Source organism: Pseudomonas sp. D3, from assembly GCF_029320995.1.
Taxonomy (GTDB): domain Bacteria; phylum Pseudomonadota; class Gammaproteobacteria; order Pseudomonadales; family Pseudomonadaceae; genus Aquipseudomonas; species Aquipseudomonas paraveronii.
Genome location: NZ_CP119772.1, coordinates 4,488,086 through 4,510,076 on the forward strand (window position 1 = coordinate 4,488,086; position 21,991 = coordinate 4,510,076).

29 protein-coding genes, 1 tRNA gene and 1 pseudogene are annotated in these 21,991 nt (G+C 58.6%); 10 read left to right on the forward strand and 21 right to left on the reverse strand.

Annotation, left to right across the window (positions count from 1 at the left end; all coding sequences use genetic code 11):
* Positions 1–55: 55 nt before the first annotated feature.
* From P3S72_RS20565 to P3S72_RS29595, 20 genes are all read right to left on the reverse strand, one after another.
* Positions 56–2,128: a ClpP-like prohead protease/major capsid protein fusion protein gene (locus P3S72_RS20565; RefSeq protein WP_276193842.1), complete on the reverse strand. Its 2,073-nt coding sequence runs from the start codon at positions 2,126–2,128 to the stop codon at positions 56–58.
* The gene (locus P3S72_RS20570) at positions 2,067–3,602 is read right to left on the reverse strand and encodes a phage portal protein (protein ID WP_017848175.1); all 1,536 of its coding nucleotides are present in this window, start codon (positions 3,600–3,602) and stop codon (positions 2,067–2,069) included. The genes P3S72_RS20565 and P3S72_RS20570 overlap by 62 nt, the downstream gene beginning before the upstream one ends.
* A complete protein-coding gene (locus P3S72_RS20575; protein ID WP_017848176.1) occupies positions 3,599–3,805 on the reverse strand; it encodes a hypothetical protein in 207 nt (68 codons plus the stop codon). Before P3S72_RS20575 ends, P3S72_RS20570 begins: the two co-directional genes overlap by 4 nt.
* Positions 3,796–5,850, reverse strand: coding sequence for a terminase gpA endonuclease subunit (locus P3S72_RS20580; protein WP_276193843.1), 2,055 nt, complete (start codon positions 5,848–5,850; stop codon positions 3,796–3,798). Before P3S72_RS20580 ends, P3S72_RS20575 begins: the two co-directional genes overlap by 10 nt.
* Positions 5,813–6,364 (reverse strand): terminase small subunit, encoded by a 552-nt coding sequence (locus P3S72_RS20585; RefSeq protein WP_276197964.1) that lies wholly within the window; start codon positions 6,362–6,364, stop codon positions 5,813–5,815. The genes P3S72_RS20580 and P3S72_RS20585 overlap by 38 nt, the downstream gene beginning before the upstream one ends.
* Positions 6,365–6,558: 194 nt before the next feature.
* Positions 6,559–7,296: a hypothetical protein gene (locus tag P3S72_RS20590; RefSeq protein ID WP_276193845.1), complete on the reverse strand. Its 738-nt coding sequence runs from the start codon at positions 7,294–7,296 to the stop codon at positions 6,559–6,561.
* Positions 7,297–7,370: 74 nt separating this feature from the next.
* Positions 7,371–7,703: a phage holin, lambda family gene (locus P3S72_RS20595; protein WP_276193846.1), complete on the reverse strand. Its 333-nt coding sequence runs from the start codon at positions 7,701–7,703 to the stop codon at positions 7,371–7,373.
* 216 nt (positions 7,704–7,919) lie between these two features.
* Positions 7,920–8,837, reverse strand: a complete 918-nt coding sequence (locus tag P3S72_RS20600; protein WP_276193847.1) for a hypothetical protein — start codon at positions 8,835–8,837, stop codon at positions 7,920–7,922.
* Between the two features lie 165 nt (positions 8,838–9,002).
* Positions 9,003–9,551, reverse strand: coding sequence for a hypothetical protein (locus P3S72_RS20605; protein ID WP_276193848.1), 549 nt, complete (start codon positions 9,549–9,551; stop codon positions 9,003–9,005).
* A complete protein-coding gene (locus P3S72_RS20610; RefSeq protein WP_276193850.1) occupies positions 9,548–9,847 on the reverse strand; it encodes a hypothetical protein in 300 nt (99 codons plus the stop codon). The genes P3S72_RS20605 and P3S72_RS20610 overlap by 4 nt, the downstream gene beginning before the upstream one ends.
* Before the next feature lie 158 nt (positions 9,848–10,005).
* The gene (locus P3S72_RS20615) at positions 10,006–11,442 is read right to left on the reverse strand and encodes a replicative DNA helicase (protein WP_276193851.1); all 1,437 of its coding nucleotides are present in this window, start codon (positions 11,440–11,442) and stop codon (positions 10,006–10,008) included.
* Positions 11,439–12,260 carry an ATP-binding protein gene (locus P3S72_RS20620; RefSeq protein ID WP_276193852.1) on the reverse strand — a complete coding sequence of 274 codons (822 nt, stop codon included), beginning with the start codon at positions 12,258–12,260 and terminating at the stop codon, positions 11,439–11,441. The genes P3S72_RS20615 and P3S72_RS20620 overlap by 4 nt, the downstream gene beginning before the upstream one ends.
* On the reverse strand, positions 12,247–12,993 hold the full coding sequence (locus P3S72_RS20625; RefSeq protein ID WP_276193853.1) for a hypothetical protein: 747 nt from the start codon (positions 12,991–12,993) through the stop codon (positions 12,247–12,249). Before P3S72_RS20625 ends, P3S72_RS20620 begins: the two co-directional genes overlap by 14 nt.
* Positions 12,990–13,217 carry a hypothetical protein gene (locus P3S72_RS20630; RefSeq protein WP_276193854.1) on the reverse strand — a complete coding sequence of 76 codons (228 nt, stop codon included), beginning with the start codon at positions 13,215–13,217 and terminating at the stop codon, positions 12,990–12,992. Before P3S72_RS20630 ends, P3S72_RS20625 begins: the two co-directional genes overlap by 4 nt.
* Entirely contained in the window at positions 13,214–13,804 is a 591-nt protein-coding gene (locus tag P3S72_RS20635) for a hypothetical protein (RefSeq protein ID WP_276193855.1), read from the reverse strand. The genes P3S72_RS20630 and P3S72_RS20635 overlap by 4 nt, the downstream gene beginning before the upstream one ends.
* Complete coding sequence (locus tag P3S72_RS20640; RefSeq protein WP_276193856.1) at positions 13,801–14,550, reverse strand: Rha family transcriptional regulator; 750 nt, start codon at positions 14,548–14,550, stop codon at positions 13,801–13,803. Before P3S72_RS20640 ends, P3S72_RS20635 begins: the two co-directional genes overlap by 4 nt.
* A complete protein-coding gene (locus P3S72_RS29590) occupies positions 14,547–15,017 on the reverse strand; it encodes a Cro/CI family transcriptional regulator (protein ID WP_346429959.1) in 471 nt (156 codons plus the stop codon). The genes P3S72_RS20640 and P3S72_RS29590 overlap by 4 nt, the downstream gene beginning before the upstream one ends.
* Positions 15,014–15,352 carry a hypothetical protein gene (locus tag P3S72_RS20650; RefSeq protein ID WP_276193857.1) on the reverse strand — a complete coding sequence of 113 codons (339 nt, stop codon included), beginning with the start codon at positions 15,350–15,352 and terminating at the stop codon, positions 15,014–15,016. The genes P3S72_RS29590 and P3S72_RS20650 overlap by 4 nt, the downstream gene beginning before the upstream one ends.
* The gene (locus tag P3S72_RS20655; protein ID WP_276193858.1) at positions 15,349–15,666 is read right to left on the reverse strand and encodes a hypothetical protein; all 318 of its coding nucleotides are present in this window, start codon (positions 15,664–15,666) and stop codon (positions 15,349–15,351) included. The genes P3S72_RS20650 and P3S72_RS20655 overlap by 4 nt, the downstream gene beginning before the upstream one ends.
* Before the next feature lie 486 nt (positions 15,667–16,152).
* Positions 16,153–16,479 carry a Cro/CI family transcriptional regulator gene (locus tag P3S72_RS29595; RefSeq protein ID WP_346429960.1) on the reverse strand — a complete coding sequence of 109 codons (327 nt, stop codon included), beginning with the start codon at positions 16,477–16,479 and terminating at the stop codon, positions 16,153–16,155.
* Between the two features lie 86 nt (positions 16,480–16,565).
* Between P3S72_RS29595 and P3S72_RS20665 the strand changes: the two genes are divergently transcribed.
* From P3S72_RS20665 to P3S72_RS20710, 10 genes and pseudogenes are all read left to right on the forward strand, one after another.
* Complete coding sequence (locus P3S72_RS20665) at positions 16,566–17,345, forward strand: S24 family peptidase (RefSeq protein ID WP_276193859.1); 780 nt, start codon at positions 16,566–16,568, stop codon at positions 17,343–17,345.
* Between the two features lie 158 nt (positions 17,346–17,503).
* Entirely contained in the window at positions 17,504–17,881 is a 378-nt protein-coding gene (locus P3S72_RS20670) for a LuxR C-terminal-related transcriptional regulator (protein ID WP_276193860.1), read from the forward strand.
* Between the two features lie 64 nt (positions 17,882–17,945).
* A complete protein-coding gene (locus P3S72_RS20675) occupies positions 17,946–18,194 on the forward strand; it encodes a hypothetical protein (protein ID WP_169884217.1) in 249 nt (82 codons plus the stop codon).
* A complete protein-coding gene (locus P3S72_RS20680; protein ID WP_276193862.1) occupies positions 18,191–19,018 on the forward strand; it encodes an SPFH domain-containing protein in 828 nt (275 codons plus the stop codon). Before P3S72_RS20675 ends, P3S72_RS20680 begins: the two co-directional genes overlap by 4 nt.
* 54 nt (positions 19,019–19,072) lie before the next feature.
* A pseudogene (csrA, locus tag P3S72_RS20685) lies at positions 19,073–19,213 on the forward strand (carbon storage regulator CsrA); the annotation flags it as partial.
* A gap of 151 nt (positions 19,214–19,364) precedes the next feature.
* Positions 19,365–20,021, forward strand: coding sequence for a hypothetical protein (locus P3S72_RS20690; RefSeq protein ID WP_276193863.1), 657 nt, complete (start codon positions 19,365–19,367; stop codon positions 20,019–20,021).
* Positions 20,009–20,287: a hypothetical protein gene (locus tag P3S72_RS20695; RefSeq protein ID WP_276193864.1), complete on the forward strand. Its 279-nt coding sequence runs from the start codon at positions 20,009–20,011 to the stop codon at positions 20,285–20,287. The genes P3S72_RS20690 and P3S72_RS20695 overlap by 13 nt, the downstream gene beginning before the upstream one ends.
* Complete coding sequence (locus P3S72_RS20700) at positions 20,284–20,451, forward strand: hypothetical protein (protein ID WP_276193865.1); 168 nt, start codon at positions 20,284–20,286, stop codon at positions 20,449–20,451. Before P3S72_RS20695 ends, P3S72_RS20700 begins: the two co-directional genes overlap by 4 nt.
* A 31-nt stretch (positions 20,452–20,482) precedes the next feature.
* Positions 20,483–20,695: a hypothetical protein gene (locus P3S72_RS20705; RefSeq protein ID WP_276193866.1), complete on the forward strand. Its 213-nt coding sequence runs from the start codon at positions 20,483–20,485 to the stop codon at positions 20,693–20,695.
* On the forward strand, positions 20,695–21,807 hold the full coding sequence (locus tag P3S72_RS20710; protein WP_276197966.1) for a phage integrase Arm DNA-binding domain-containing protein: 1,113 nt from the start codon (positions 20,695–20,697) through the stop codon (positions 21,805–21,807). The genes P3S72_RS20705 and P3S72_RS20710 overlap by 1 nt, the downstream gene beginning before the upstream one ends.
* Before the next feature lie 89 nt (positions 21,808–21,896).
* Here the strand turns inward: P3S72_RS20710 and P3S72_RS20715 are convergent.
* Positions 21,897–21,973, reverse strand: a tRNA-Pro gene (locus P3S72_RS20715).
* Positions 21,974–21,991: the final 18 nt, after the last annotated feature.

Sequence of the window (21,991 nt, forward strand, 5' to 3'; positions counted from 1 at the left end):
CCTCTTCAGAAACAACAAACCCCGCACTGGGCGGGGTCATGGGATGGGCGACGCGTTAGGCGCCGGCGGACTTGTTCAGGCCGCGCGCATCAAGCGCAGAAACGCCGGCGTCGATGCGAACCTTGGTCGCGATGCCGTCGCTGGTGAAGCCTTCCATCTGGTCGATGTACGGAACATCAACACCGTCGAGATAGGCCACTTCGATCGTGTCGCTACCTTGCTTCGCAGCCAAATACCACGACGTCGACGAATTGTCGTCCAGACGCGGTTCGCCGATCACCTGGGCGAAGTTCTGAATCGGGTTGACCACGCCGGCATTGACCTGGGCGGTCGGCACCGACGTCGAGCGAATCAACTGATTGGCTTGGTCTTCCAGCGCGACCGGGCACAACAGGAACGCAGGGCGGACGTTCAGCGTGCGGGTCTTTTCGCCCTCCTTGGCCGGCTTGCCCTTCTGCAGCGCCATGGCGGTTTTGGCCGCACTCATTGCCGCGATCGACAGCGCCGAGCCGGCACCGGTGAACAGGTTCTTGCGCGAGGCCTCGAACAGTGGCTTGCCATCCTTCATCTTGCCGTTATTGATCAGAGTGTCGTACACCAGATCACCAATGGTTGCGCGAGCCGCCGCCCCCATCAGCCGCGGAATCGCACTCAGGGCGTCGAGGTCATCGTTGATGATGGCTTGACGGTTGATGCTGAAGATCTCGCCGTAGGTGGCCAAGCGAATCGTCTCGCCGGTGTCGCCGAGGGTGATGTACTTGTATTCAGCGCCTGGGCGCACTTCACGCAGCGTCGACATTGCACCCAGACCGACGCGGTTGGCCACCTTGAAATCGCTCAAGCGGCCTTGGCGCGTCCACAGGTGATAAGTTTCCTCGGCATCCTCCCAGCCCGCCAACAACGAACGGTGCGAGGCATCGAGCAGAATGTTGCCGAAGTCGCTGGCATCGTGGGTAAAGGCCAGACCGACCATATCCATCGGCCGCAGCGTCGCGACACCAATGCTGCGATCAGCCAGGGATGCCCGGGCCAGTTCACGCAGGGTCATGTGGTTGTAAGCGTTGTCCGCTTGGTTTTCTTCGATGCCGAGACGACCAAACAACGAAGCCCGAACCGAATCACCCACCAGATTGCCGTTGGAAACATGACCAGGATGGCGAACGTTCGCGGTCGGGGTGGTTGCCGCGCCCATGGCGGCCAGCAGTTGCTCGCGAGCCTGTGCGACCGTGCAATTGACATCATCCTGGCAGGTGCGCAGCAATTGTGCATGGGGCTCGCCGAACGCGCCGAATGCCGCGACGATGCCGGTACGACGGGCCACATCATCCGCCAGCGCCTGAGCGCGGATCTGGTCGGCCGTCAGACTAGCGGACGCCGGCGCCGGCGCTGGCGCTGGAGCGGGGGCTGGAGCTGGAGCTGGAGCCGGGGCAGGCGCTGGAACAGAGCCGCGTGGATTCATCAAGGTGTGCATTGTCTGAGGCATGCTGGTGTATTCCTCCAGGCGTTTCGAATTGAGTTGTGCGGCGGCCTTGATAGGCTCTAACACCTGATCCGCGAAGCCGGCCGCCACCGCTTCGTTTCCATCCATCCACGTCGTTACCTTGAGCATTGCCGCGATTTCCTCCGCAGACTTGCCCGTCTTGCGCGCATACGCCTGCACCAGCGTGCCCTCAACCTTGTCGAGCAGATCGGCATATTCGCGCAGATCATCGGCATCCCCGATCTGCCCGCCCCATGGCTTGTGGATCATCATCATGGAGTTGGCCGGCATATAGATCACATCGCCCGCCATCGCGACCACGCTGGCCATCGAAGCGGCCATGCCGTCGATGTACACCTCTACGCGCGCCGAATGCCCGCGCAGAATGTTGTACATCGCCGTGCCGTCCATCACGTCACCGCCGCCGGAATGAATCCGTAGATTGATCTGTGACACGTCACCGAGCGCCGCCAGATCGCGAGCGAACTGGCGAGCCGAGATTCCCCAGGCGCCGATATCGTCATAGAGCATGACTTCGGCCACACCCCGCGACGCGGCGCGAATGGAGTACCAACTTTCCTCGGGCTTATTCGTCGGGCTTATCGACGCCCGTGGCCGCATCAGCGGCTCGTTGTTTTTCGTCATCATTGGGCTGATTCTTCCCGTAGATTTGGTGGTAAAAGTCCGAGCTGAACACCAGCCCGCTCTCGCGGTTCGCGGCGACTTCTGCCGTGCGCGACGCCTTGAGTTCTGAAGGGTTGCGCTGCCGCGATCGGGCCACCTCGGCCTCGTCTGCAAAGCCGGCCTCAACCAGAATTTTCCACGCCGTGGCCTCATGCACCGGATTGATCCAGGGCATCACCGGGCCTTGATAAAACGCGCCGTAGATCGTTCGCGGATCGACATCAGCAGGCACGACCAACTGGCCGCTCAGGATCGCCATTTCGAGCCATTTCCGGTAAACCGGCCGGCACCAGTAGTCGATGAATTCGTGTTGCAGCAGGTCGTAACCCAACTGGCCTTCGACCAACTCCTGACGCTGCGCCGAATAGGTGCCGTCATAGCTGCGCGCGACACTGGAATATGTGCCGCGCGTACCCGCCGCGACAGCCTTGAGCTGGCCATTGCGGAACCCTTCAAGGAAGGGATTCGGGCGGTTGCTTTCGATCATCCCGACGTCTTCGCCGGGCAGCAGCGTGTCGATCACGATGCCCGGCGCGATCGGAAAGGTTCGCTCTGCGCGCACCTGACCCTCGGCCGGCGGAATGTAATCGTCAGGAAGCCCCTTCTTGATGTACATGGCCAACGCCGCACTGATTCGCGCCGCGACCCGCTCGCTTTCCTCGTAATCCTTGATATCCGCCAGGCGGATCAACACCGCGTGTAGCAGCGGCTGGCCACGGTTCTGACCAATGCGCTTACGGTGCGCGATGTGAATCATCTGCTCGGCCGGCACGCGTTTGGTGTTCTGCGCAAAGATTCCGCGCTGATCCCCCGGATGCCCTTTGAACAGGTGGTAAGCCCGCTTGCGACGCCATGCATTGCGCTCGACGCCCTGCACAATACCCTTGGACAGATCGGTGTACTCAATGGGCAGGTAATCCGGCTCCAGCAGCTCCAGCGCAAACGGCACGCCGTGCAGGTGGTCGTAGCCGGGCACCTTGCCCATCAGCATCTGCGCCAATCCCTCGCCATCCCGCAGCCAGGTGCGACACATCAATCGTTCCATTTGCGGCCGGGTCAATTCCCCGGACGTCTCTGGCGTGAGCGACCATTCACCCCATAGCGCTTTAACCGATGCCGCGAACGCGGTGTGGATCGCGCCGTCGTACCTCAGCGGAATCGGCTCCACCGCAATACCCGGACCACCCACCACTCGCTCTTCCAGACGATCAAAAAGCCCCGTGACAATGTCGTGGTCTTCGTCCAGCTTGCGGCACTGCTCACGCAACGATTTCAGCGTTTTGTTCAGCGAGGCATCAGCGCTTTTGGTTTGCTTCTTGGCCCTGTGCGTGCGCGTCACCGTGGCGGCTTCAAACGCCATGATCACGTTACGCGCGCGCAACCGCTCAGCGACGAAACCCGGGAACAGCGGCGCAAGGGCCTTATCCAGCAGGTTCATTCAAACGCCGCCAGAGAAAACCCCGGGCGCCCTCCGCGCTGCACCTGGGCCACTCGCCGCTCCCACTCCATCCGGCCTTGCCTGATTTGCGGCAGATCCGCCATGACGACACGTCGGCCGTTGAACTGCACGTCCTTGCCGGCCAGCACGTCCGCCTCAGCTTGCATGTACTTATCAAGCATTTCCTGCGCTGTCACAGCCATGCGTTCGCTCCTGTTTCAATCCAGCCGCCGGCGGCAGGCTGGTGGTCTGGTTGAGGTTGGATCGGCACGGGTGACGGCTCGGGGGCCGGAGCTTGTGGCTCGTCAAGGTCGATCGCTTCGTCTGGCTCGTCCTGCTCGTCTTGATCCTCTGGCTCGCCCTCATCGCTCAAAGCCGAGTTCTGACGCGCCAGATACTCCAGATCGAGGCCGAATTTCTCTTGGCAGATGCGCAACGCCGCCAGGGCGTACACAAAGCAGTCGAGCGCCTCGTTGCGCTTCTTGCTGGCATCCCAGCGAAGCACGCGACGTCCTCGGGCCATGATCCATTTCTTAGTTTCGCTGGTGAGCTGCTTCAGCTCGTCGCCGTCACAGATCAGGTCATCTGCTGGAAAGTGCACCAGACCCGGCACCGGACGATTGCCGTCCGGTTGTAGCTTGAGGCGGTTGTAGATCACCTCTTTGGCGTTGTCGGTCCCGATTTCCGTGAGGTAGGTTTTCGACTTCTTTTCCTTGCGGCGCGGGAAGCTCGCAATTGGCTTGCCGTAGGTACTGGCCCCGAAAATCGGGATCACCCAATGCACGCCATGCTTGCGGCTCTCAGCCCGAACAGCTTCCGAGTGGTGGCCGCCGGAGTCCCAGCACCAACGCTCGACGCGCATGACCGCACCGTCTGCACGTGTATACATGCGGTGCAGCTCACGCCCCACTTTGCGCTTGAGAACCGCGCTCGATGGATCGCCATACAGAATTTCGCGGTCAATCAACCACGCTTCTTCGCCGGCACCCCAACCCCACACACGCAGCTCATAACGGTCATCTTGGGTATCGATCGAACCGGTAAGCACGACAACGCGCGGCGGCACCTGGGCGGCGTAAACCTCACGCCGCGCGTGCAGCAGCTCCCAGTCGACTTTCTCGGTCTGGTCTTCTTCCCACGTCTCGCCCAGCGTGGTGTTGGTAAACGTCTTGAGCTTGCCCCGATCCTTGCCAGCCTTGACCCGCTCGTCGGCGATCTTTACCCAGGTCGTAAACGTCGAGTACACCGTCCAGATATGGAACGTCAGACGGCGCGGCGTGCGGATCGGCGTATCGTCCGCCTCGAACCACTCCATGCTGTCGCGCGTCCAAATGCCGGTTTTCTCGCAGATGTAGCGGCCCGAACGTGACGCCTCGATCATCTCGTGATGTTCGAACGTGCAGCCGTGCCCGGACTCGCACAGATACCAGGCCTTGACGACTTCGCCGCGATCGTCCTTCAGCCACTTGATGCCAAGCGGCTCATCCGGCCCGCCCCACTTAAGCGTCTGCTCAGTTCGGCAGTGCGGGCAGCGAATGTGAAAGCGCATCAGGTACGCCGATTCCTCGGCCGCCCGGGTGATCTGGCAGGTGCCCGCCAGCTTTGGCGTGGAACCGCGAATTGACTTTGGGTAGGTCGCCCCTTCTAGACGCTTGTCGCCCAGAAAGGTCGGCGAACCCTCGCCGTCGATATCCTCATCAAAGTTCGACAGCTCGTCATAGCCGACCTCGTCCGGGCTTTTCTCCCGGTAGTTACCGCCGGCCGTACCGCCCAGCCACCAAAGCACCTTGCGGTTTTCGAACACCTTGGATTCTTGGGTGTTGTCGCCGTGTTTCTTTCCGCACCAGGGCGCCAGAGCCTTGATCACCGGCACGTCGCGAATCATCGGATCGACGTGCTTTTTCATGATGTCTTTAGCGTCGTCGTCGGTCGGGCTCCACATGCAGACGCTGCGCTTCTTGTGTTCGATCTTGTAGGCGATGTTCGCCACCAACATCTTGGTATAGCCAACCCGCGCCGACTTCAGCAGGTTCAGTTCTTCGATAAGGTCATTGCCCATTGCGTTGAGCAAGGGCACTTGGAAGGCCTCTGTTGTCCATTTGCCTTCGCCGTAGGACGATTCCGAGGACATATAAAAATACTTATCTGCCCACTCGACGGCCGTCAGGGGAGCATCTTTCTGAAGGCTTTTCAGCCCGCGCCGGACAGCGTCAACCAGTGGTCTCATCCACGGTGGCGATGTACTCATCTAAAAGCTCCGGTATGCGGTCAGCCAACCCAACAGCAGCGTTACGCGTAACAGCAATTTCGGTTTCGACTGCATCAAGGTGACGCACTGCGATATCGGGGTGTTTGCGTTTCACGCTCTTGGGAATGGTGTTCAGGGTTGAGGCCAACTGCGCCGACAGGCTGGACAGCGCAAAAATCATGAAACCGACCGGAACAAGCTCCTTGTCGCCGATCTTGTTTTTGCGTGCCTGGGCGTCGGCCTGCTCTCGGGTCAGACGCAAACGCTCGCAATCGATCTTGTAACCAATCAGCGGATCAACTTCTTCGGCGCCAGGTTGTTGCTTGCCGGTCTGGTGTTGCAGGCGGTTATCCAGCACCGACCGGACGTCATAAAACGACTCGCGGCCGATCTTCGCTACTGCTGTGACGTCCCATTTATCAAAGGCCTGCACCGAAATACCAAGGCTGTCGGCCATGTTCTTCTTGTTCAGCCAACCCGGCTGCCGCGTGATCGTGGTGATCTTGGAAGACATAACAACAACCAACCTCTGGAAAAGGGTCATACATAGCGATAAGGCGGGGCCCGAATTACCCCCTTAGGGGCTGGGGTCCGGGAGTACCTTTTGGTTTCTGCCCCCAAGGGGGCTGTCAAGCCAAAAAGTCGAAGAAAACGACAAAAAGCCGGCTTTTTTCACCTTTTTTGACGATCCCGCCCGGACGACCCACATCACCGCGCACCAGCCATGGCATCAGCCCAGGCACCAGCGAACACCTCTTCCCGGTTGGCCTTCACGATGTTCTCGGCGATCTTGAAGAACGGGAAGATGGTGCGATATCGCGGGGCCGAGTCAGCGAAGATGAATACCGGCCGCACTGCATCCCCCATGCCCATCGACTTGCGCTCCCACACACCTTGCGTACCGTCGACCTCGCCAGAAAAGAAGCGATGGGCGTTGCCCTTGCGGCGACTTCGGGCGCTGCCACTGGCATTGGCCTGATAGCCCCGCGCTGACTCAGCAGCCCCCAGGCCAGAAAGGATCTTCAGCATCGTGCCGCGTGACACGTTGCCGTACTGATTCATAAAAGCCGTGGTAGGCACCGCGTATTGGCCGCTGCGCATGATGCCCCGCGCTATCAGCGACTTCTCGAAACGCTTATGGGGCCGCATCCCACCGCTTACCGCCTGCTGCAGGTAAGTGTCGGCAGGAACGCCAGATGCCCACGAGTCTTTGAAATAGACTTCAGCGGCACGCTGTTTGGTAGCCATCTTCACAAACAGACTATTCAGCGTGGTCGGGGTTGGCCGATCCAGGCGCTTCCGCATCACCGTAATGGTGCCTTCCTTGACCCGCTGGGCCAGCCGGGTCGCGGTCAGGGCCACCACAAAAGGAAGGTGCTTTTTTTCAAGTTCCAACATGCCCGCAGTGACCGGGGCAGAATCCAACCCTAAATCGATCTTGAACATGCGGACACCTTCGAATGATTGAGCCGGCTACGTGTTCGCGCCACGACTTGGCTCGCTCGAAAACGTGGCGCGGATTAATCGACCTTGCGACTGGGCAACTTGAAGTCAGTCACCCTGTCAGCAATCGACCGGATCTTCTCTACGCCCAGGAAGCCAACCCAACCACCTGCGAAGGTGGCCATGCTCTGGGGCAGACCGAAGAAGTCCAGACCGCTGATGATCGTCAAGGTAAGGCCGCCACAGATCGCGCCCTCCACCAGCATCTGGCGCCGCGTACCGCCGCCGTATGTGATACGCAGGACGGCCATGGCGCAGGACAGCGCAGCCGCATAGAGGATTGGCGAATGCTGGCTAAACCACGCAAGCACAATCGCCCAGGTGTCTGGCTTGTCTGGCATGTTCGGCATCTCAGGTTCCTCCCTTTCGGGGAGCGAATAGATCCGGCTCCAGCAGCACTCCCAGCTCGGAGCGATGGGTGTGGTGGAGCCGAAAACGAAAAAGCCCCGGCAAATGCCGAGGCTCGATGAACTGTAGAAAGCAAAAGCCCCGCACAGTGGCGGGGCTCTAGCATGTTTTCCAAGCACCAAACCTCGCGCTATGGCCCAGCTGTGGTGAAGAAGCACTCAGTAGATTTTAGTTACTGTGATGCTCTTGGGAATCAATATCCCCCGATTGAAATCGGTCGACATAACAACCTCGACATCTGCTTGCACAGACTCTTGGGTAACCGCCTTGGCGATATCCAAACCTTCAGCGAAGTAGAGCGGAAGTCTTTTCTCGCCGGTGGCTTGGGGTAGCGTCCCTCTCCAACCACTATTCAGCTTATCTCGATCTAACGCTCGGATTTCGAGCCTCGTATTGGTGAACGCAACTTCAGTATCTTTTACGCGAAAATCAGGCGTCGCCGGTGCGTCCGTCGCAGCTTGATGAGAAAAAACAACGCCTGTTGCCTCTTCTCCTGCATGCAATCCTCCGCGGCCCTCGCCCGATGCAGGCCTGACAAAATCCAACGCAGCCCTCACCATTTTTTTTCGGTCGCCGGTTAGGGCGCCGTCAATGGCAGTCCGCAATTCAGCAGCACTGGCACCTGTAGCCTCGCTACCGATATTGATGAGGATGTTGTTGTTGGCCTGAATGCTAGGTGTCTCACCCTCTCCACCTTTACCTTTGAAGGTGTCATAAAGAGTGATTGACTCACTGGCAAGCAGCAGCAGTAAAAGGCCTCCTAGGCCATACTTCGCATATTTTCCCATTTTGGTCTCATTGAGCCACTGGATACATCTTTCCTTGTCGACCGCAGAGCTAAAAAGCAGGGTCAGCACCAGTACTTCAAGCAGGCTACCAGACTCGATCTTCGCAACCTTCAAACTATCGAGATCAACCTCATACTCCGTGTCACAGAGATTGCCGACCAGTAAGGGCACCTTAGATGCTAGCTTCTGCAGCCCAAGAAGCGAGGCCACTATTTCATCAATTGGAATCGGATCATCCGATTCGAAGTAGAACGAAATAGGGAGATCGAGCGTTAACTGGTCCTTCACCGGGAAACTCCATTGAATATTCCGGGAGAATCTACATCACGCTGAAGGCCTTTAGCTATCAATAACACAACAAAAAGCCCGACTCAGTGGTCGGGCTTTTCGTGTTCGCATCCTAAAGACGCAGAACCGCAATGTGGCGTATTAAATTCTCATTTTCTCAGACAGTCAAGCAGCTTCTGCTATCAGCCCCGCCTCACTGAGAACCACCCATGCCGAGGCGATCGCAGTGTCGCGCTCACTCTCCAGCCACTTGCGCAGATCCGACCGCCACCGATACAGCGTCTTCTCCGGTGTTGGCGGCTCTGCGTTGTCCCAGGTGTGCAGCACCATGAATGCCTCGGGAAGTCGCGGTGTTGCCCAGGCCGTCACGCACTTCGTCCTGAACAGGTGATGCGACTTACCTGGCGCTGACCGGGCCAAGAACGCGATAGCGGCCATACGATGCTGCTGGGTTGATCCGTCCAAATCGACCATGAAGTGCGCGACCAGGACATGCCACTGCTGGGCAGCCAACACCCGGCGCAATAGAGACCGAGTCATGCTGTCCTGGGTCAATTGGTCGAACCGATCCATGGGGCACGGGTTGTCGGCGCGCTCAGCCTCCCATGCGTCCGGCTTGTACTTGTTCTGCCACCCGGCGCCCTTGTGGAGCGATATCGAGTCGACGTTCATTGCACGCATGATGCCGTGCTCGGCTGATCGGTAGACAGTCATGCAGCTCTCCGAATGCGGCGTGGCGGTGGGTTGTCGTCCAAGCCGAGGATATTCCGCAAAAGCTTGTCGGCCGACTTGCTCTTGGCATTGCCCTCGGCCACCCAGCGCTTGCAGTAATCCCCAAACTCGATACTGACCCGGGTGGCGTGCCAACTGGCGACCATATCCAACAGGCACGCCATTGCGGCAGCGCCACCGATCTTCTCCTTGATCAGACCGTCGCCGGCGATCTTCAGGAACCTGCGCTCATGTTCCAGCATGCTTTTGCGCGGCAATGCCGCCGTGACGTTACTCATTTGCGGCACTCCCGAGGCTTTTACAAACCTCCATAAACACTATTTGTGGATGCGGGGTGCAGGCGCCGCAATCCGTGGGCTGTAGCGGAAAACGTGAATATTGGAATCTAACGCCTGTCTGCTCGGCGCCAGAGCTTTGGGCGATCCGGTCTAACAGATCAGAACTTCTCATCGTTCTTCCTCCCCTTGAAGCGACTGGCGAGCGGGCGGCCCATCTCGACCTCTTCTTCTGACGGATATGGGTTGCCGATCAGCTCGACAAATCGGTGGTACGCACCCTGGTGCTGAACGCGGCATGAGCCGGTCGGGCCGTGGCGGTTCTTGTCTACGATTAACTCGGTAACCCCGGCTTTGCCTGCGTCGGACTCACCGTCGCGGTGAACCAGGATCACCACATCGGCGTCAGCCTCGATCTGCCCTGAGTCGCGCAGATCGCTTTTGGTCGGGCGCTTGTTGGGGCGGCTGCTTGGACCTCGATTGAGCTGGGCAAGCACCACGATGGGCACCGCCAGCTCTTTTGCCAGTCGCTTCAATCCTTTGCTGATCTCGGTGACCGTTTCATATCGGCTCGACGACTTGTTTTCGCCGTTGACCAGTCCGATGTAATCCAGGGCGACGAATGCAAGGCCGTGCTCGCGCTTCACCGTCCGGCAGATCTGCCGAATGTCACGCAGGGTCAATGATGAGTCGTCGCACATGATCAGCGGGGCATCCATCAGCTTGTTCACCGCCGAGGTAAGGCCAGGCCAGTCCGCGTCGGTCATCGAGTGACCTTCGCTGATGTGCTTGAGCTGGACGCTACCGACCGAGGACAGCGAGCGGTTGGTCAGTTCCACGTCCGTCATTTCCAGCGAGAACACCAGCGCCGGCTCGTTCTTGACCAGGGCGACACGCTCGGCAATGCCAAGGCCCAACGTGGTCTTGCCGCTGCCGGGCGTTCCCGCCACCACCACGACGTGACCAGGACAGATGCCAGGGATGAATTCGTCCAACGACGGCAGGCCCGTATCAAATCCAAGGCTTGCCGTCCGATTGAACCGGCGATCAACGCCATCTATCGCCTCGGGCAGGATGTCCTTGATGAACCGGTACCGGCGGCGCGAGTCGAGCCCTTCCGCCTCAAGCGAGACCCAAGCCTGCTGGCCCTGGCTCATCACCTCGTCAAGCGGTTCGCCGTCAATCAGGCGCTGACTCATGATTCTCGCAGCAGCGATAACCCGACGGGCGACAGAGCGCTGCTTGACGATCCTCCCGTATTCATCAAAGTTCGCCGCGCTGGGGGTGTTCTGCACAAGAATCCCCGCGACCGCCAGCGAGCTCTGACCGTCAGCCAGTTGTGGGCGAGCTTCGCAAATCGTTACAACGTCCACCGCGCGCCCCCTGGAGCGGAGCCCTGAGACAACCTCGAACAGCTCTGCGCAGGCCGGGTGGTGGAAATCCCCAACAGAAAGTTTTCCACCGGCATCATCGATCAGATCGGGGTGCTGAATCATGCTGCCAATAAGAGCGTATTCCGCCTCATGGCTGTAGAGCGACGAGTCGGGAACATCCTGGTACGGCGCTGGGGAATCGGCGACATCCGGAAAACCCATCATGCGGAACCTCCCGAACGTGCCGACTTCCAGGTGAACGGCGCCAACAGACCGCCGTTCTCACGCAGTCGGTCGGCGGCGCGCGGGCCGATGAAGCTGTGCAGATCATCCGGTTTCTGATTGCTCACCAGGATCGTCGGCTTGACCAATTGGTAACGGCGGTCGATCACCTCATGCAGCAGGCTGGGCGTGAAGTCCTTACCCGGCCGCACGGAGTGCACGCCTACCTCGTCGATCACCAGCAAGTCGACAGAGGCCAATTCGTTGACCAGGTCCGTCTTGGACGGCCCCGAGTTGTTGCGGAAGCTGTCGGTCACGGCCTGGGTGATCGACTCGGCGGTGACGATCAAGCCGGAAAATCCTTGGTTTCGGACAATGCACTGCAGAATTGCGCAGGCCAGGTGCGTCTTGCCGGTACCGATCTCGCCCATCAGCATCAAGGCGCGACCAGCGGCCAGGTGATCCTCGAAGCCCTCGGCATACTTGCGGCAGATACTCAGAGCACGCTGCTTGGCCTTGTCGTCGCCAGTGACATAGCTGCTCAGGCTGCACTTGCGAAAGCGTGGCGTGATGCCGGTTGCTATGAGCGCGCTGTTGAGGTGTTCAGCTGCAACCTGAGTAACGGCCTGCAAATGGTCATCGCTACCCTTCGGCGTGTTGTACAGCGCTTGCCAGCGGCAGGCCGGGCAGGTGTTGAGGCTCCAAGATCCGTCGAATTGCTCTACCAGGGACTGCTTGAACGCGTTGTGCCCTGGAGTGCCGCACGACCTTTCACGGGTTTCAGCCAATTCCGGCGCCAGGATGAATTTAGAAACGGTCATGGGGGTACATCTCCTGGGTGTGGGTTGGCACGCTGAGGACAGCGCTCTGAGCTGAGGTGTTCCCATTGGCTGGCTTGAGCACGTCAGTCCAGCGCTCACCGTTTAGCCACGTCGACGCCATTGGCACGTATTGCCCGTCATCCTTGGTCCAGTCGCGGGAAATCCGGTGATTGCCCAGTGCGGTCATCAGCGTCAGGCGAAGTTCTGCGCTTGGCTTGAGCTTCTCCCATGCCTTGCGGGCGTCCTTTTTCGACTTCTTGTTCGGGTACAGCTTCCAGAACACTTCGAAGGCTTCGGCCAGGTCCTTGTCGACCAAAGGTTTTTCAGTACTTGCTGCTTTATTCAGTACTTGCTTACCTTCAATACTTACTAGGGGGGGATTTACCGGCGACGGTTCTACCGGGCCCGGATAATCCGTCGCCGGTGATTCCGACACGGTGTAGGAGCGACCGCCGAACTCACCGCCCCCTGCTCGCTCCAAAGTGATCTGCAGATATCCAGCCTGTTCCAGCTCACGGATCAAGCCCCTGACCGCGTCGCGCCCGGCGGCCTTGCCCAAGCAGTCCTTGGTCTGGGCAATGAGGTGGTGCGTGGACACCTCCCAGTGATCAGGTTTGCCCAGGAGGAATACCAGCATTCCCCGGGCGCCCCAGCTCAGGCGCTGGTCTTCGCTGATCGATTTGTTAAGCAGGTAGAAATTCCCCTCCGGGCGAGGGGCGCGAATGATGCTCATACGTTGAGCTCCCGCGTCACACGGCGAACGAAGTCGTCATAGGTCTCACTCATCACGAAGCCCGCCTGCTCCAGCATCTCGCGGTGGGCCTTCGCGCCGCTGTACATCACCCACCGCTTCTGTTCTGGCAGATCGGCGAACGCGGCATAGCTCGGCCATGGTCCGACGATTACCGGAGCTGTGCGGGCCTCCTGGGGCTGGGCATGAGGGTTGAGGATGGTCATTGCAGAGTCTCCCCTGGCCTGCGGCCAATCCCGGCACCCATGGCTTCCACTGAGCCACCAGACAGACGTAACACCAGCAGGCGGAGTGCGGTGGTGGAATCAATGGAGAAAGTGCGTGCCTCGTCCAACGCCAAAGCGTGCGGCGTGTGATCCATGATCAGGATGCGAACGCGATCGCTGTAGTTGAACGCTGCGCAAGCCAATTGCTGGTCGGTCAGGCCGTCAAACGCTTCGTCCGGCAGGCACTCGGCCGGGTACACGACGACGGGGATTTTGTTTTCAGGGCGCGGCTCCCCCCCCAGCAAGTGACGACTCATTGCGTCAAAATGGTCTTTGGCAACCTGGTCTGCATCGTGGCCCGTCCTCCGCCGGAACAGCACCTTCAACGCATAGAACGCACGGAACAGATCTATGTGCGTTTCATCCTCTTTCTCGATGGTGTACTCGGGCTCGCTAATGACCTCCAGCGCGTCCTTGACTACTTCGAAGCACTTCAACAACAGGGCGGCATCGTTGTTCTTTTCGAAGAGGGCCTCGTTGATAACCTCCACGGTTGGAGTCTTTGGAAAGTCGATTACTTTGCTCATGCTTGTTCTCCGTCGGCGCCAAACAGGTCACCCAGGTCAATTTGGTAAGCGTCCATCCAGGCGCCAGCGGGCCAGCAGAGGACAAAGCCGAAAGTGGGATGGAATACCTTCGGGGCGGTGATGCCTCGGGCCTTGCACCAGCGGCGTAGGGGCACATACCCGGACACGCCGAACTTGCGGCCGACAGCCTTTTCTACGGCGAGCACTGCTGCCTGCCGGGTGCCGAGACCAAGGTCATCCTTGAGTTTTTGCACCTGCCTAACAGCCGCCGAAGCGGTGGCCATGGCCGTCGCTTCCCGACGCGAACCGATCTCTGCTTTCGTTGCAACGGCGTTGTCGCGCTCCTCGATAGCCAGTTGCTCTGCACGCTTCGAGGCCAGCAGGTGTTCCAGTGCGCCGATGTAGTCAGCGGGCAATGCCGGGGCACGCTGGTTGCGCTGTTGGACCATCTCCCAAAACTCGCGCACCAGCTTCTTCTTGAAGGCCCGGACAATGTCCGTGTTACGCATGAAGGTCAGCAACAGCGTGGATTGAGGCTCGTTGAGAATCGCGTACTCGGTGTCACCACCGCCGTGCTGGCCGACCTCTCTTGGTCGGATTTCAAATCTGACCAAGCCGAAGTCCTCCAGGTCGACCTGGTACTTTCGGGTGAGCGTAATCACACTGGCGTGATCGTTAAGGGTTCCCTCGGCAATCGCGAGGGTCGTGGTGACGGCATCGCCGTCTTTGATGATGACGATGGTCATTTGGCACCACCTTCAACTGTGAGACATGGGAAGGGGCGAACCTCTGTGGCGGTGACCGTGCCATCGGCGTGACGGATTACGAATATCTCCCTGCCGACTCGAAGCGCCTTGCTGATTGCGGCCTGTTGCACGCCGAGCTCGCGCGCCGCAATGTGTTGACGTCCCTTGGCGAATTCAGCCAAAGGAATACGCGCCACGTTTTCCACGATCTCAAAACGTGGCGCGGGCTCTGTCTCGCCAAGCTCTTTGAATTGGTCGATGGCGCTGTACACTCCGCCGAAGCCGGTATCGCTGAAGTACTTCGCCACCTCAAACAAGGTGCCAATACCTTTTCCGCCGTCGTGCAGGTGGTCAAGGTGGATAGCCTTGATCAATGCGTGCTGCCACTCGAGAAGATCTTTGGCTGCAAGCAGTTGAAACTCAGCCTCTTGAGCTGCCTGTTGCATGGTTGGCAATGGATTGTTCATTTGGTTGCTCCCTGGTGAGGGATGTTTTGCAATTTGTATGCGGCTGCAGCGCCGGTATCGGCCATGGACATCGACAGAAGAGCCAACGAATTGATAAGCCATCCAGCGCTCATTGCGAGTTCGTCGGTAAGTTCGTTGTGGTTCGCCGCATGCGCGATAAGTTCGCCGATGGCTGCCACCCCGTGCAGGGTGCTGATCTGGAAGTTATCGTTGGTGTTTTCCACGGCCTGAAGCCGCTCAACCTGATCAGGCGTGAGTTTCGCGCCCTTTGCTGAGCAAGCTGGAAATTCGCGCTCGACGTCGACCAGCAACTGGTTCCACATTGGAGGCTTCATTGTGAACCTCCGGCATCTTGCTGCTTTTGGAGGCTGACCTGTGCCGAACGAGTAAGCGCGCAAACCACTTCGCCAAGGAAGCCAAGCGCACGCACTTCGGATACATAAGCAATTTCGCCGTCGTTAATTTGAGCGTACAAGCGCCCACAGAGCTGGTTGATACCGTCAGAGATATCGGCTGCGATCTTGAGGCCTTCGATCAGGTCGGCCCCTTCTTTGATGGTGAACATCTCGCAACCAGCATCGCCAAAAGAGAACGGCGTGAGCTTCGGGAGTTGCACTGTTTGTTGGGTGGTGCTATTTTTTGGGTGCATGAAATCGTTCTCCAGAACGAAGATTCAAAAAAGTCCATTGCCGTGGACTGGTTAAGAAGGCTCGCGAATGCGGGCCTTTTTGTTGCCTGCGATTTAGCCAGACAGCAAAAACTGGGATGGTGCGTGCTGGCTCATGCCGTGTTCCTTTTCATTGGGCAGGCAAAAGCCAACCATTGGAAGTCGCTGACCAGGCCCTGGAGAGGGCCTTCCTTTTGCAGTGCAAACGTGCAGGTCCGGAAGGTACCCATTAAGCGAGGGTCCTAGGAGGGTCGAGTTTCTGTGTGCAGGTATGCGACATCATTTGAGATCTCCAAAATTTTCTGCCTTTATCTATGTAGTGCTGGGCGGCTGCCCCCGATAAGGAAAGAAAAGTTGGCCTTTGGTAAATCTGGCACGATCGACACATAATTTGGCGTGAACAGCGCACAAAAATCCGAGTATTCCGCGCATGCGCGGAATACTTAAAATTTTCGCATGCTGAAACTTTCATCCACCCTGCTCGACACTAGATAGATGGCTGCTCTGGGTACTGGATGGATTCACAGAGCCATCAGGCCCAGGTGCGGAAATTGGGAATTCAGCGGATGATTTGCCTACCTTGTGGCGAGCTTCGACCTGAGCGATAAGGTCGCAGAGCGAAGAGGCTTTAATGGCGCCCTGAGTGACGGACTCTGCAAGAAGTGCTTTTTCAGGACCGACCCGTTGCGATCCTGACAACCAGTAAGAAACCGTAGCCTGGGAGACACCCAAAGCTTCGCCAGTCTTCGACTGGTTGCCGAAGTAATTTATTAGCGCACTGATTTTTTCAGCCATGAAGAAGGCCTCTGATAAGTCTTTTTATAGACTGCACAGAAGCAAACTTCTTTGCAACCCCATAAGTCTTCTTATAGGATAAATTCATGAATCTATCAGAACGCCTCAAGCTCGCTCGCTCAAAAGCAGGCCTTACCCAGTCCATGCTTGCCGAGAAGGTAGGCATTGCACAGACCGCCATCAGCCAACTCGAGTCTGGTAAAACGCTTAGGTCTTCGTACCTTATTCAGATCGCGCAGGCTTGTGCTGTTAATAGCCTATGGCTGCAATCGGGCGAGGGTGAAATGGAAGCGCCAGAAGACCAGGCGGCGCTAACTCATGCCGTGCTGAACGAGATATTCACCGGCGAGCATGATGAAGATGCGCATAGAAACTTTGCTATGCGCGAGAGAATTGAGGCCCTGAAGACAGCCAGCCGATACGCACCATCAAACTCTCTACTCAACGTGGAAGTCCCTTACCTAATTGAGTTCGATGACCCCGAAACTCCCGGCCGCACGAAGGCCGAAGTAAGCGCTACCGCGAGTGTTCACCTGAGCGAAGACATCCTCAAAAAACAGGGCGTCGACCACGCCAAAAGCATTGCAGTGGCCATTTCTGGCAACGCAATGAGCCCGGTACTGAATGACGGAAGCACTGTCGCAGCCGATATGGGGGATACCATTATCGCGGACGGAAACATGTACGTTTTCGAGCACATGGGGCTGATTAAGGTTCGTGTTCTTTACCGACTCCCAGGGGGCGGGATCAGGGTCAGGAGTTACAACTCCTCCGAGCATCCGGATGAATTCTACTCCTACGAAGAAGTGATTAAGTCCCAGATTTTGGTGGTGGGCAGGGTTTTCTGGGGCGCCACTTTTTTCTGAAAGCTCGCTCTGCACGCGAAAGCCCAGCATTGCTGGGCTTTTTTATTGCCCGACTAACAGCAAAATATCACCGAAGCCAAATTATAAAAATACTTCTTGCACGAAAATATAAATCCACTTATATTTTATCCCATTGCAATGTATCAGTGGGGATGGGAATGAGCACGATAATCAACTTCGGCAAGCTGCAGGGAACAACCGGCGTCCTTGCTGAACAAGAGCTGCGTGCTGCGCTCGCCGTCTGCGCCGGCCTGGCTAACAAGGAAATCGCCCGCGTCGTGGGTTGCGCTCCCGGAACCGTCAAAAAATCCATCGAGCGCGTTTTCTACAAGCTCGGCGTAAGCAGCCGCTCGGCAATTCCCACTGAGTTGTTTTGCCGAGGCATTGCCCGCCACATGGTGGTGCTGATTTGCGCAATCCTCACCGGTCACGCCGCTATCACTGACGACCATATGAACCGTATCCGCCGTCCAGGAGAGCGCCGCATCGAAACCCGCGTGGCCGCCCGCCGTATTGAGGCCGTACAAACCGCCTAACCAAAACCTGAATTTCGCGAAAGCCAACAACGCGGCCGGGATTCGTTCGGCCTGGAGAAAGTGAATGTCTCGTAAACCGATCACCCCGTTCCAGTTGTTCAAGGTGCTGATGTCGATCCTGATCTATATCAGCGCCTCCGCCGGCTGGCTGCTATTCGCTGCCCGCGACCTAATCAGCAGCAGCTCCGACCTCGATGTCGTCGGTGGCTTCTTCGGCACCGCCGTTTGGCTGATCGCCAGCGCCTGCCTGTACCTACATATCACCACACCCAAACCTGGCCAATCGGCCAAAACCACGGAGAAAGACCAATGAAGCGGATTGCCGCCATTGCAATGCTGTGCCTGCTCGCCATCACGGCGGGCTGCTCGAAAGTGCCAGCCGGCTACACCGGCGTGATCGTCAACCTGATGGGCAGTGACAAGGGCGTGGCGCCCACCGAGGCCACCGTCGGCTACAAGTGGCTGACGCCGAACGAGGAGCTGTTCCTGTTCCCGACGTTCGCCCAGAACTTCAACCTGCAGCAGGTCAAGTTCCAGGACCGCGACGGGATGACGATCAGTGCGCCGATCGGCATCACGCTGCGGGCCAAGCCCGGGGCTGCTCCCCTGCTATTCCAGACCTACCGCAAGTCGATGGACGAGATCATCCAGGTGAACGTGCCGCAGGTGGTGCGCAATGCCTTCAATAACGCCGGCTCGAAGGTCAAGGCATCCGAGGTGTACGGCCCGGGCAAAGAGGCATTCCTGAAGGCTATCGAAACCCAGGTCCAGCAGCACTTTGACAGCAAGGGGATCGTGGTCGAGTCGCTCTACCTCAATGGCGAGATCGTGTTGCCGCCGCAGGTTGTCGAGGCTCTGAACAACAGCATCACCGCCACCCAAAAGGCCCAGCAGCGCGAGAACGAGTTGCGCCAGACCGAAGCCGAAGCAGCCAAGGTGCGCGCCGCCGCCCAGGGCGACAAGGACGCAGCCATCCTCAAAGCCCAGGGCGAAGCCGAATCACTGAACATCCGTGGCGAGGCGCTGCGCAAGAACCCGGGCGTGGTTGAACTGAACGCCATTGAGAAGTGGGACGGGAAGCTGCCCGTGTACATGACCAGCGGCACCGCCACCCCATTCATTGGCATCGGCAAGTAACCGACCTGCGTGGGGTGGTGCTGCGCCACCCCATCACCAACAAGGAGTAGGACTATGTTGATCCTCACCCGCAAGCCAGGCGAAGTAATCCGCATCGGCAACGACATTGCCGTCACCGTCCTCAGCGTTCAGGGCCAGCAAGTTCGTCTGGGCATCGACGCCCCGAAAGGCGTGTCGGTGGACAGAGAAGAGATCGCGATACGCAAAGCTGGTGAAGTCCGGGCGCCTGCCGTAGCGCCTGCCGCTGACAAGCCGCTGTATGCCAACCGCACTGAGGCCGAATGGCGCGAACTGCTGGCGGCCGAACAATCGGCAAAATCCAAGCCATCCACGGAGGCCGGCAACCATGCAAGCAACTGATCGAATCACCCTGGTGCTGCGCGCCAAAGAAGGCGACACCCTCGAGCAAGTCATGCCGTTCGTTCAGCTCGGCGCACCTGTGTCCATCGGTCGCGGTCTGGCGGTGATAGCCGGCGCCAGCGACGAAGACCTGCAGATGGTGCTGGGCCAGGAGCGTGACGATCGCCAGACGCAAGCCCAGTTGCAGCAGGAAGCGCTCGGCGCGCCCGCTCACCTTGCTGCGCACGCTCAGGAGATGTTCGACCTGCTGGTGCGCATCAACACCAAGTGCGGCGGTCTGGATGCGGCGCTGGGTCACGGCATCGAGCCAAGCGAACAGATGTGGACTGAGTCACGAGAAGCGATGGAAGCCATCTGGGATCTGCTCGACAAGGTTAAATCTGCCGAGGTCTTCGGGTCGTCGAGCTTAATTGCGGAGAATCCCGCAACTACCGATTCGATGCATATCGACGACCGCGTGCGGATGGCGGCGAACGCAAAACGCTACGAGTGGCTGCGTGAACGTTCCTGCATTGAGGATGCCGACAACGACATCATGGTGGTGCGTGGAGACCAGTATTTCGACGGCGATGAGCTTGATCGGGAGATTGATAACGCCCTGCGCCTGGCCCGCCTGGAGGAGTTGCACCCATGCGCCGACTGATCACCATAGCCCTGCTGCTGATCATCGGCCAGGCCGCCGCCGCCGGCGAGCAGGTCATCAGCGTGCAACACGACAGCCCGCGCGGCGTCACCTGCTGGATCGTGAACAACACCGGGATCAGTTGCCTGCCGGACAGTTCGTTTCAGCACCAGCAGCAGGCCACCTCATCGAACGTCGCGGGCCGGGCCTCTCAGGCCAGTTCGGCATCGAAAAACCAGCCTTTGCAGGCCACCCCAGCCCCAGGTGACGAGAGGTTCCAGCTATGAGCCGCCGCAACGGTACGAAGGGCCAGCGCCTGATTGAGCTGTTCAACGCCCTGCAGCGCCGGGAAACCACGTTCGGCCAGATCTACGCAATGTCGGCATCGTGCGGCATCGATGCTCGCCGCGTACTGGCTGATCACTTCCTACGAGGTGCTGACCATGGGTAAGAATGAGATCGCAAAACGGAGGGAGGTAGGCATGCGAAAAGAACTCATCAAAATTAGTGAGTTCCAGCGCCGACGCTGGGGTGAGAACGGCACCCCGCCCTGCTCCCAGGCAATTCGCAACCACATCCGCAACGGCATGGTGCCGGGCGAGCAAATCGGAAAACTCTGGTACGTTGATTGGACAGCGTTCAACTCGTCCAAGGGAAACGACCTTGTCGCAATGGTATTAAAAGGAGCTGCATGATGTCGCCACGGCCGCGCAACGCTGCGAACAAGAGCCTTCCGCAGAACCTTTACTACGACGCGCGGCGCGGCACCTATCGGTATCGCCGGCCAACGGACGGCAAGTGGTTCCAGTTCGGTGGCGACCGTATCAAGGCAATCGACGCCGCCAAGCAACTGAATCTGGAATTTATGCGCGGTGCTGACCTCGTCGGCGCCGTGCTCTCTGCCTCGTCAGCGTCGTTTGCCACTTTCCTCGATACCTACGAGCGTGACGTACTACCGCCGCGCGAGCTGGCTAAAGGCACGCTCGGCTTGTACGCAGTTCACTTCCGGCGCTTCCGAAGACAATTCGAGGGAAAGGCCGTCGATCAGATCTCGATCCGCATGGTCGCGGAAATGCTGGATGCTCTCACGCCGCGCACGGCGAACCAGTGCCGCGCTCTCCTGACGGACATTTTCAATCACGCTGCGGCGAAGGGCCTATGCCCAGACAACCCGGCCGCGAGCACGATCAACCGCATCGAGAAGAAGCTGCGCAAGCGCCACACCGTCGATGGGCTTAAGGCTATCCGAGAGAAGTCTCCAGTCTGGCTGCAGAACGCAATTGACCTGGCCCTGATCACTGCACAGCGGCGGACCGACATCCTTGATATGCGCTTCGATGGGGTGCGGGAGGGTTTTCTGTACGTCGTCCAGAAGAAGACAGCCAAGGCTAGTGATGCGGCCTGGATTCGCTTTCGAGTGACTCCAGAATTTCAATCAGTCATAAGCCGATGCCGTGACGATGTCGTCTCGCCGTACCTGGTGCACCGCAAACCGGATCGGCTGAAACAGAAGCAGGCACAGACAAAGGACCACTGGACGAAGGTTGAGGAGCGGTATTTGACGCGGGCATTCAAGGAGGCCAGGGAGGCGGCGAACTGCTACGCGGGATGGAAGGAAGAAGAGATGCCGGGCTTCCATGAGGTGCGAGCGCTGTCGCTGCACCTGTACAAGAAAGCCGGAAAGGATGGGCAGAAAATCGCGGGGCATGCGAGTGAGGGCATGACCAAAAACTATCAGAGAGACCACGATGAAATCATATGGGCCGAGGCCATTCCGGACCTGAATATCAGTGAAATCACAGGGTAGTTTTGCGCAAGTTTTGCGCGGGTTTTGCGCAGGCGCAAAAAAGCCGATCTGTATGATCGGCTTAAGTGTCTGATTTTACTCAGGAATAATGGTCGGGACGGAGTGATTCGAACACTCGACCCCTAGCACCCCATGCTAGTGCGCTACCGGACTGCGCTACGCCCCGACTAGGCGTGTTACTGGG

Bases quoted from the DNA above. Each gene is read 5' to 3' on its own strand.
- P3S72_RS20695 (WP_276193864.1), top strand. From the start codon at position 20,009: ATGCGCCGACTGATCACCATAGCCCTGCTGCTGATCATCGGCCAGGCC.
- P3S72_RS20570 (WP_017848175.1), bottom strand. From the start codon at position 3,602: ATGAACCTGCTGGATAAGGCCCTTGCGCCGCTGTTCCCGGGTTTCGTC.
- P3S72_RS20610 (WP_276193850.1), bottom strand. From the start codon at position 9,847: ATGAGTAACGTCACGGCGGCATTGCCGCGCAAAAGCATGCTGGAACAT.
- P3S72_RS20585 (WP_276197964.1), bottom strand. From the start codon at position 6,364: ATGTCTTCCAAGATCACCACGATCACGCGGCAGCCGGGTTGGCTGAAC.
- P3S72_RS20710 (WP_276197966.1), top strand. From the start codon at position 20,695: ATGTCGCCACGGCCGCGCAACGCTGCGAACAAGAGCCTTCCGCAGAAC.
- P3S72_RS20580 (WP_276193843.1), bottom strand. From the start codon at position 5,850: ATGAGTACATCGCCACCGTGGATGAGACCACTGGTTGACGCTGTCCGG.
- P3S72_RS20630 (WP_276193854.1), bottom strand. From the start codon at position 13,217: ATGACCATCCTCAACCCTCATGCCCAGCCCCAGGAGGCCCGCACAGCT.
- P3S72_RS20680 (WP_276193862.1), top strand. From the start codon at position 18,191: ATGAAGCGGATTGCCGCCATTGCAATGCTGTGCCTGCTCGCCATCACG.
- P3S72_RS20640 (WP_276193856.1), bottom strand. From the start codon at position 14,550: ATGACCATCGTCATCATCAAAGACGGCGATGCCGTCACCACGACCCTC.
- P3S72_RS20620 (WP_276193852.1), bottom strand. From the start codon at position 12,260: ATGACCGTTTCTAAATTCATCCTGGCGCCGGAATTGGCTGAAACCCGT.
- P3S72_RS20700 (WP_276193865.1), top strand. From the start codon at position 20,284: ATGAGCCGCCGCAACGGTACGAAGGGCCAGCGCCTGATTGAGCTGTTC.
- P3S72_RS20670 (WP_276193860.1), top strand. From the start codon at position 17,504: ATGAGCACGATAATCAACTTCGGCAAGCTGCAGGGAACAACCGGCGTC.
- P3S72_RS20595 (WP_276193846.1), bottom strand. From the start codon at position 7,703: ATGCCGAACATGCCAGACAAGCCAGACACCTGGGCGATTGTGCTTGCG.
- P3S72_RS29595 (WP_346429960.1), bottom strand. From the start codon at position 16,479: ATGGCTGAAAAAATCAGTGCGCTAATAAATTACTTCGGCAACCAGTCG.
- P3S72_RS20690 (WP_276193863.1), top strand. From the start codon at position 19,365: ATGCAAGCAACTGATCGAATCACCCTGGTGCTGCGCGCCAAAGAAGGC.
- P3S72_RS20590 (WP_276193845.1), bottom strand. From the start codon at position 7,296: ATGTTCAAGATCGATTTAGGGTTGGATTCTGCCCCGGTCACTGCGGGC.
- P3S72_RS29590 (WP_346429959.1), bottom strand. From the start codon at position 15,017: ATGAACAATCCATTGCCAACCATGCAACAGGCAGCTCAAGAGGCTGAG.
- P3S72_RS20635 (WP_276193855.1), bottom strand. From the start codon at position 13,804: ATGAGCAAAGTAATCGACTTTCCAAAGACTCCAACCGTGGAGGTTATC.
- P3S72_RS20625 (WP_276193853.1), bottom strand. From the start codon at position 12,993: ATGAGCATCATTCGCGCCCCTCGCCCGGAGGGGAATTTCTACCTGCTT.
- P3S72_RS20655 (WP_276193858.1), bottom strand. From the start codon at position 15,666: ATGCACCCAAAAAATAGCACCACCCAACAAACAGTGCAACTCCCGAAG.
- P3S72_RS20575 (WP_017848176.1), bottom strand. From the start codon at position 3,805: ATGGCTGTGACAGCGCAGGAAATGCTTGATAAGTACATGCAAGCTGAG.
- P3S72_RS20705 (WP_276193866.1), top strand. From the start codon at position 20,483: ATGCGAAAAGAACTCATCAAAATTAGTGAGTTCCAGCGCCGACGCTGG.
- P3S72_RS20675 (WP_169884217.1), top strand. From the start codon at position 17,946: ATGTCTCGTAAACCGATCACCCCGTTCCAGTTGTTCAAGGTGCTGATG.
- P3S72_RS20565 (WP_276193842.1), bottom strand. From the start codon at position 2,128: ATGATGACGAAAAACAACGAGCCGCTGATGCGGCCACGGGCGTCGATA.
- P3S72_RS20665 (WP_276193859.1), top strand. From the start codon at position 16,566: ATGAATCTATCAGAACGCCTCAAGCTCGCTCGCTCAAAAGCAGGCCTT.
- P3S72_RS20650 (WP_276193857.1), bottom strand. From the start codon at position 15,352: ATGAAGCCTCCAATGTGGAACCAGTTGCTGGTCGACGTCGAGCGCGAA.
- P3S72_RS20615 (WP_276193851.1), bottom strand. From the start codon at position 11,442: ATGATGGGTTTTCCGGATGTCGCCGATTCCCCAGCGCCGTACCAGGAT.
- P3S72_RS20605 (WP_276193848.1), bottom strand. From the start codon at position 9,551: ATGACTGTCTACCGATCAGCCGAGCACGGCATCATGCGTGCAATGAAC.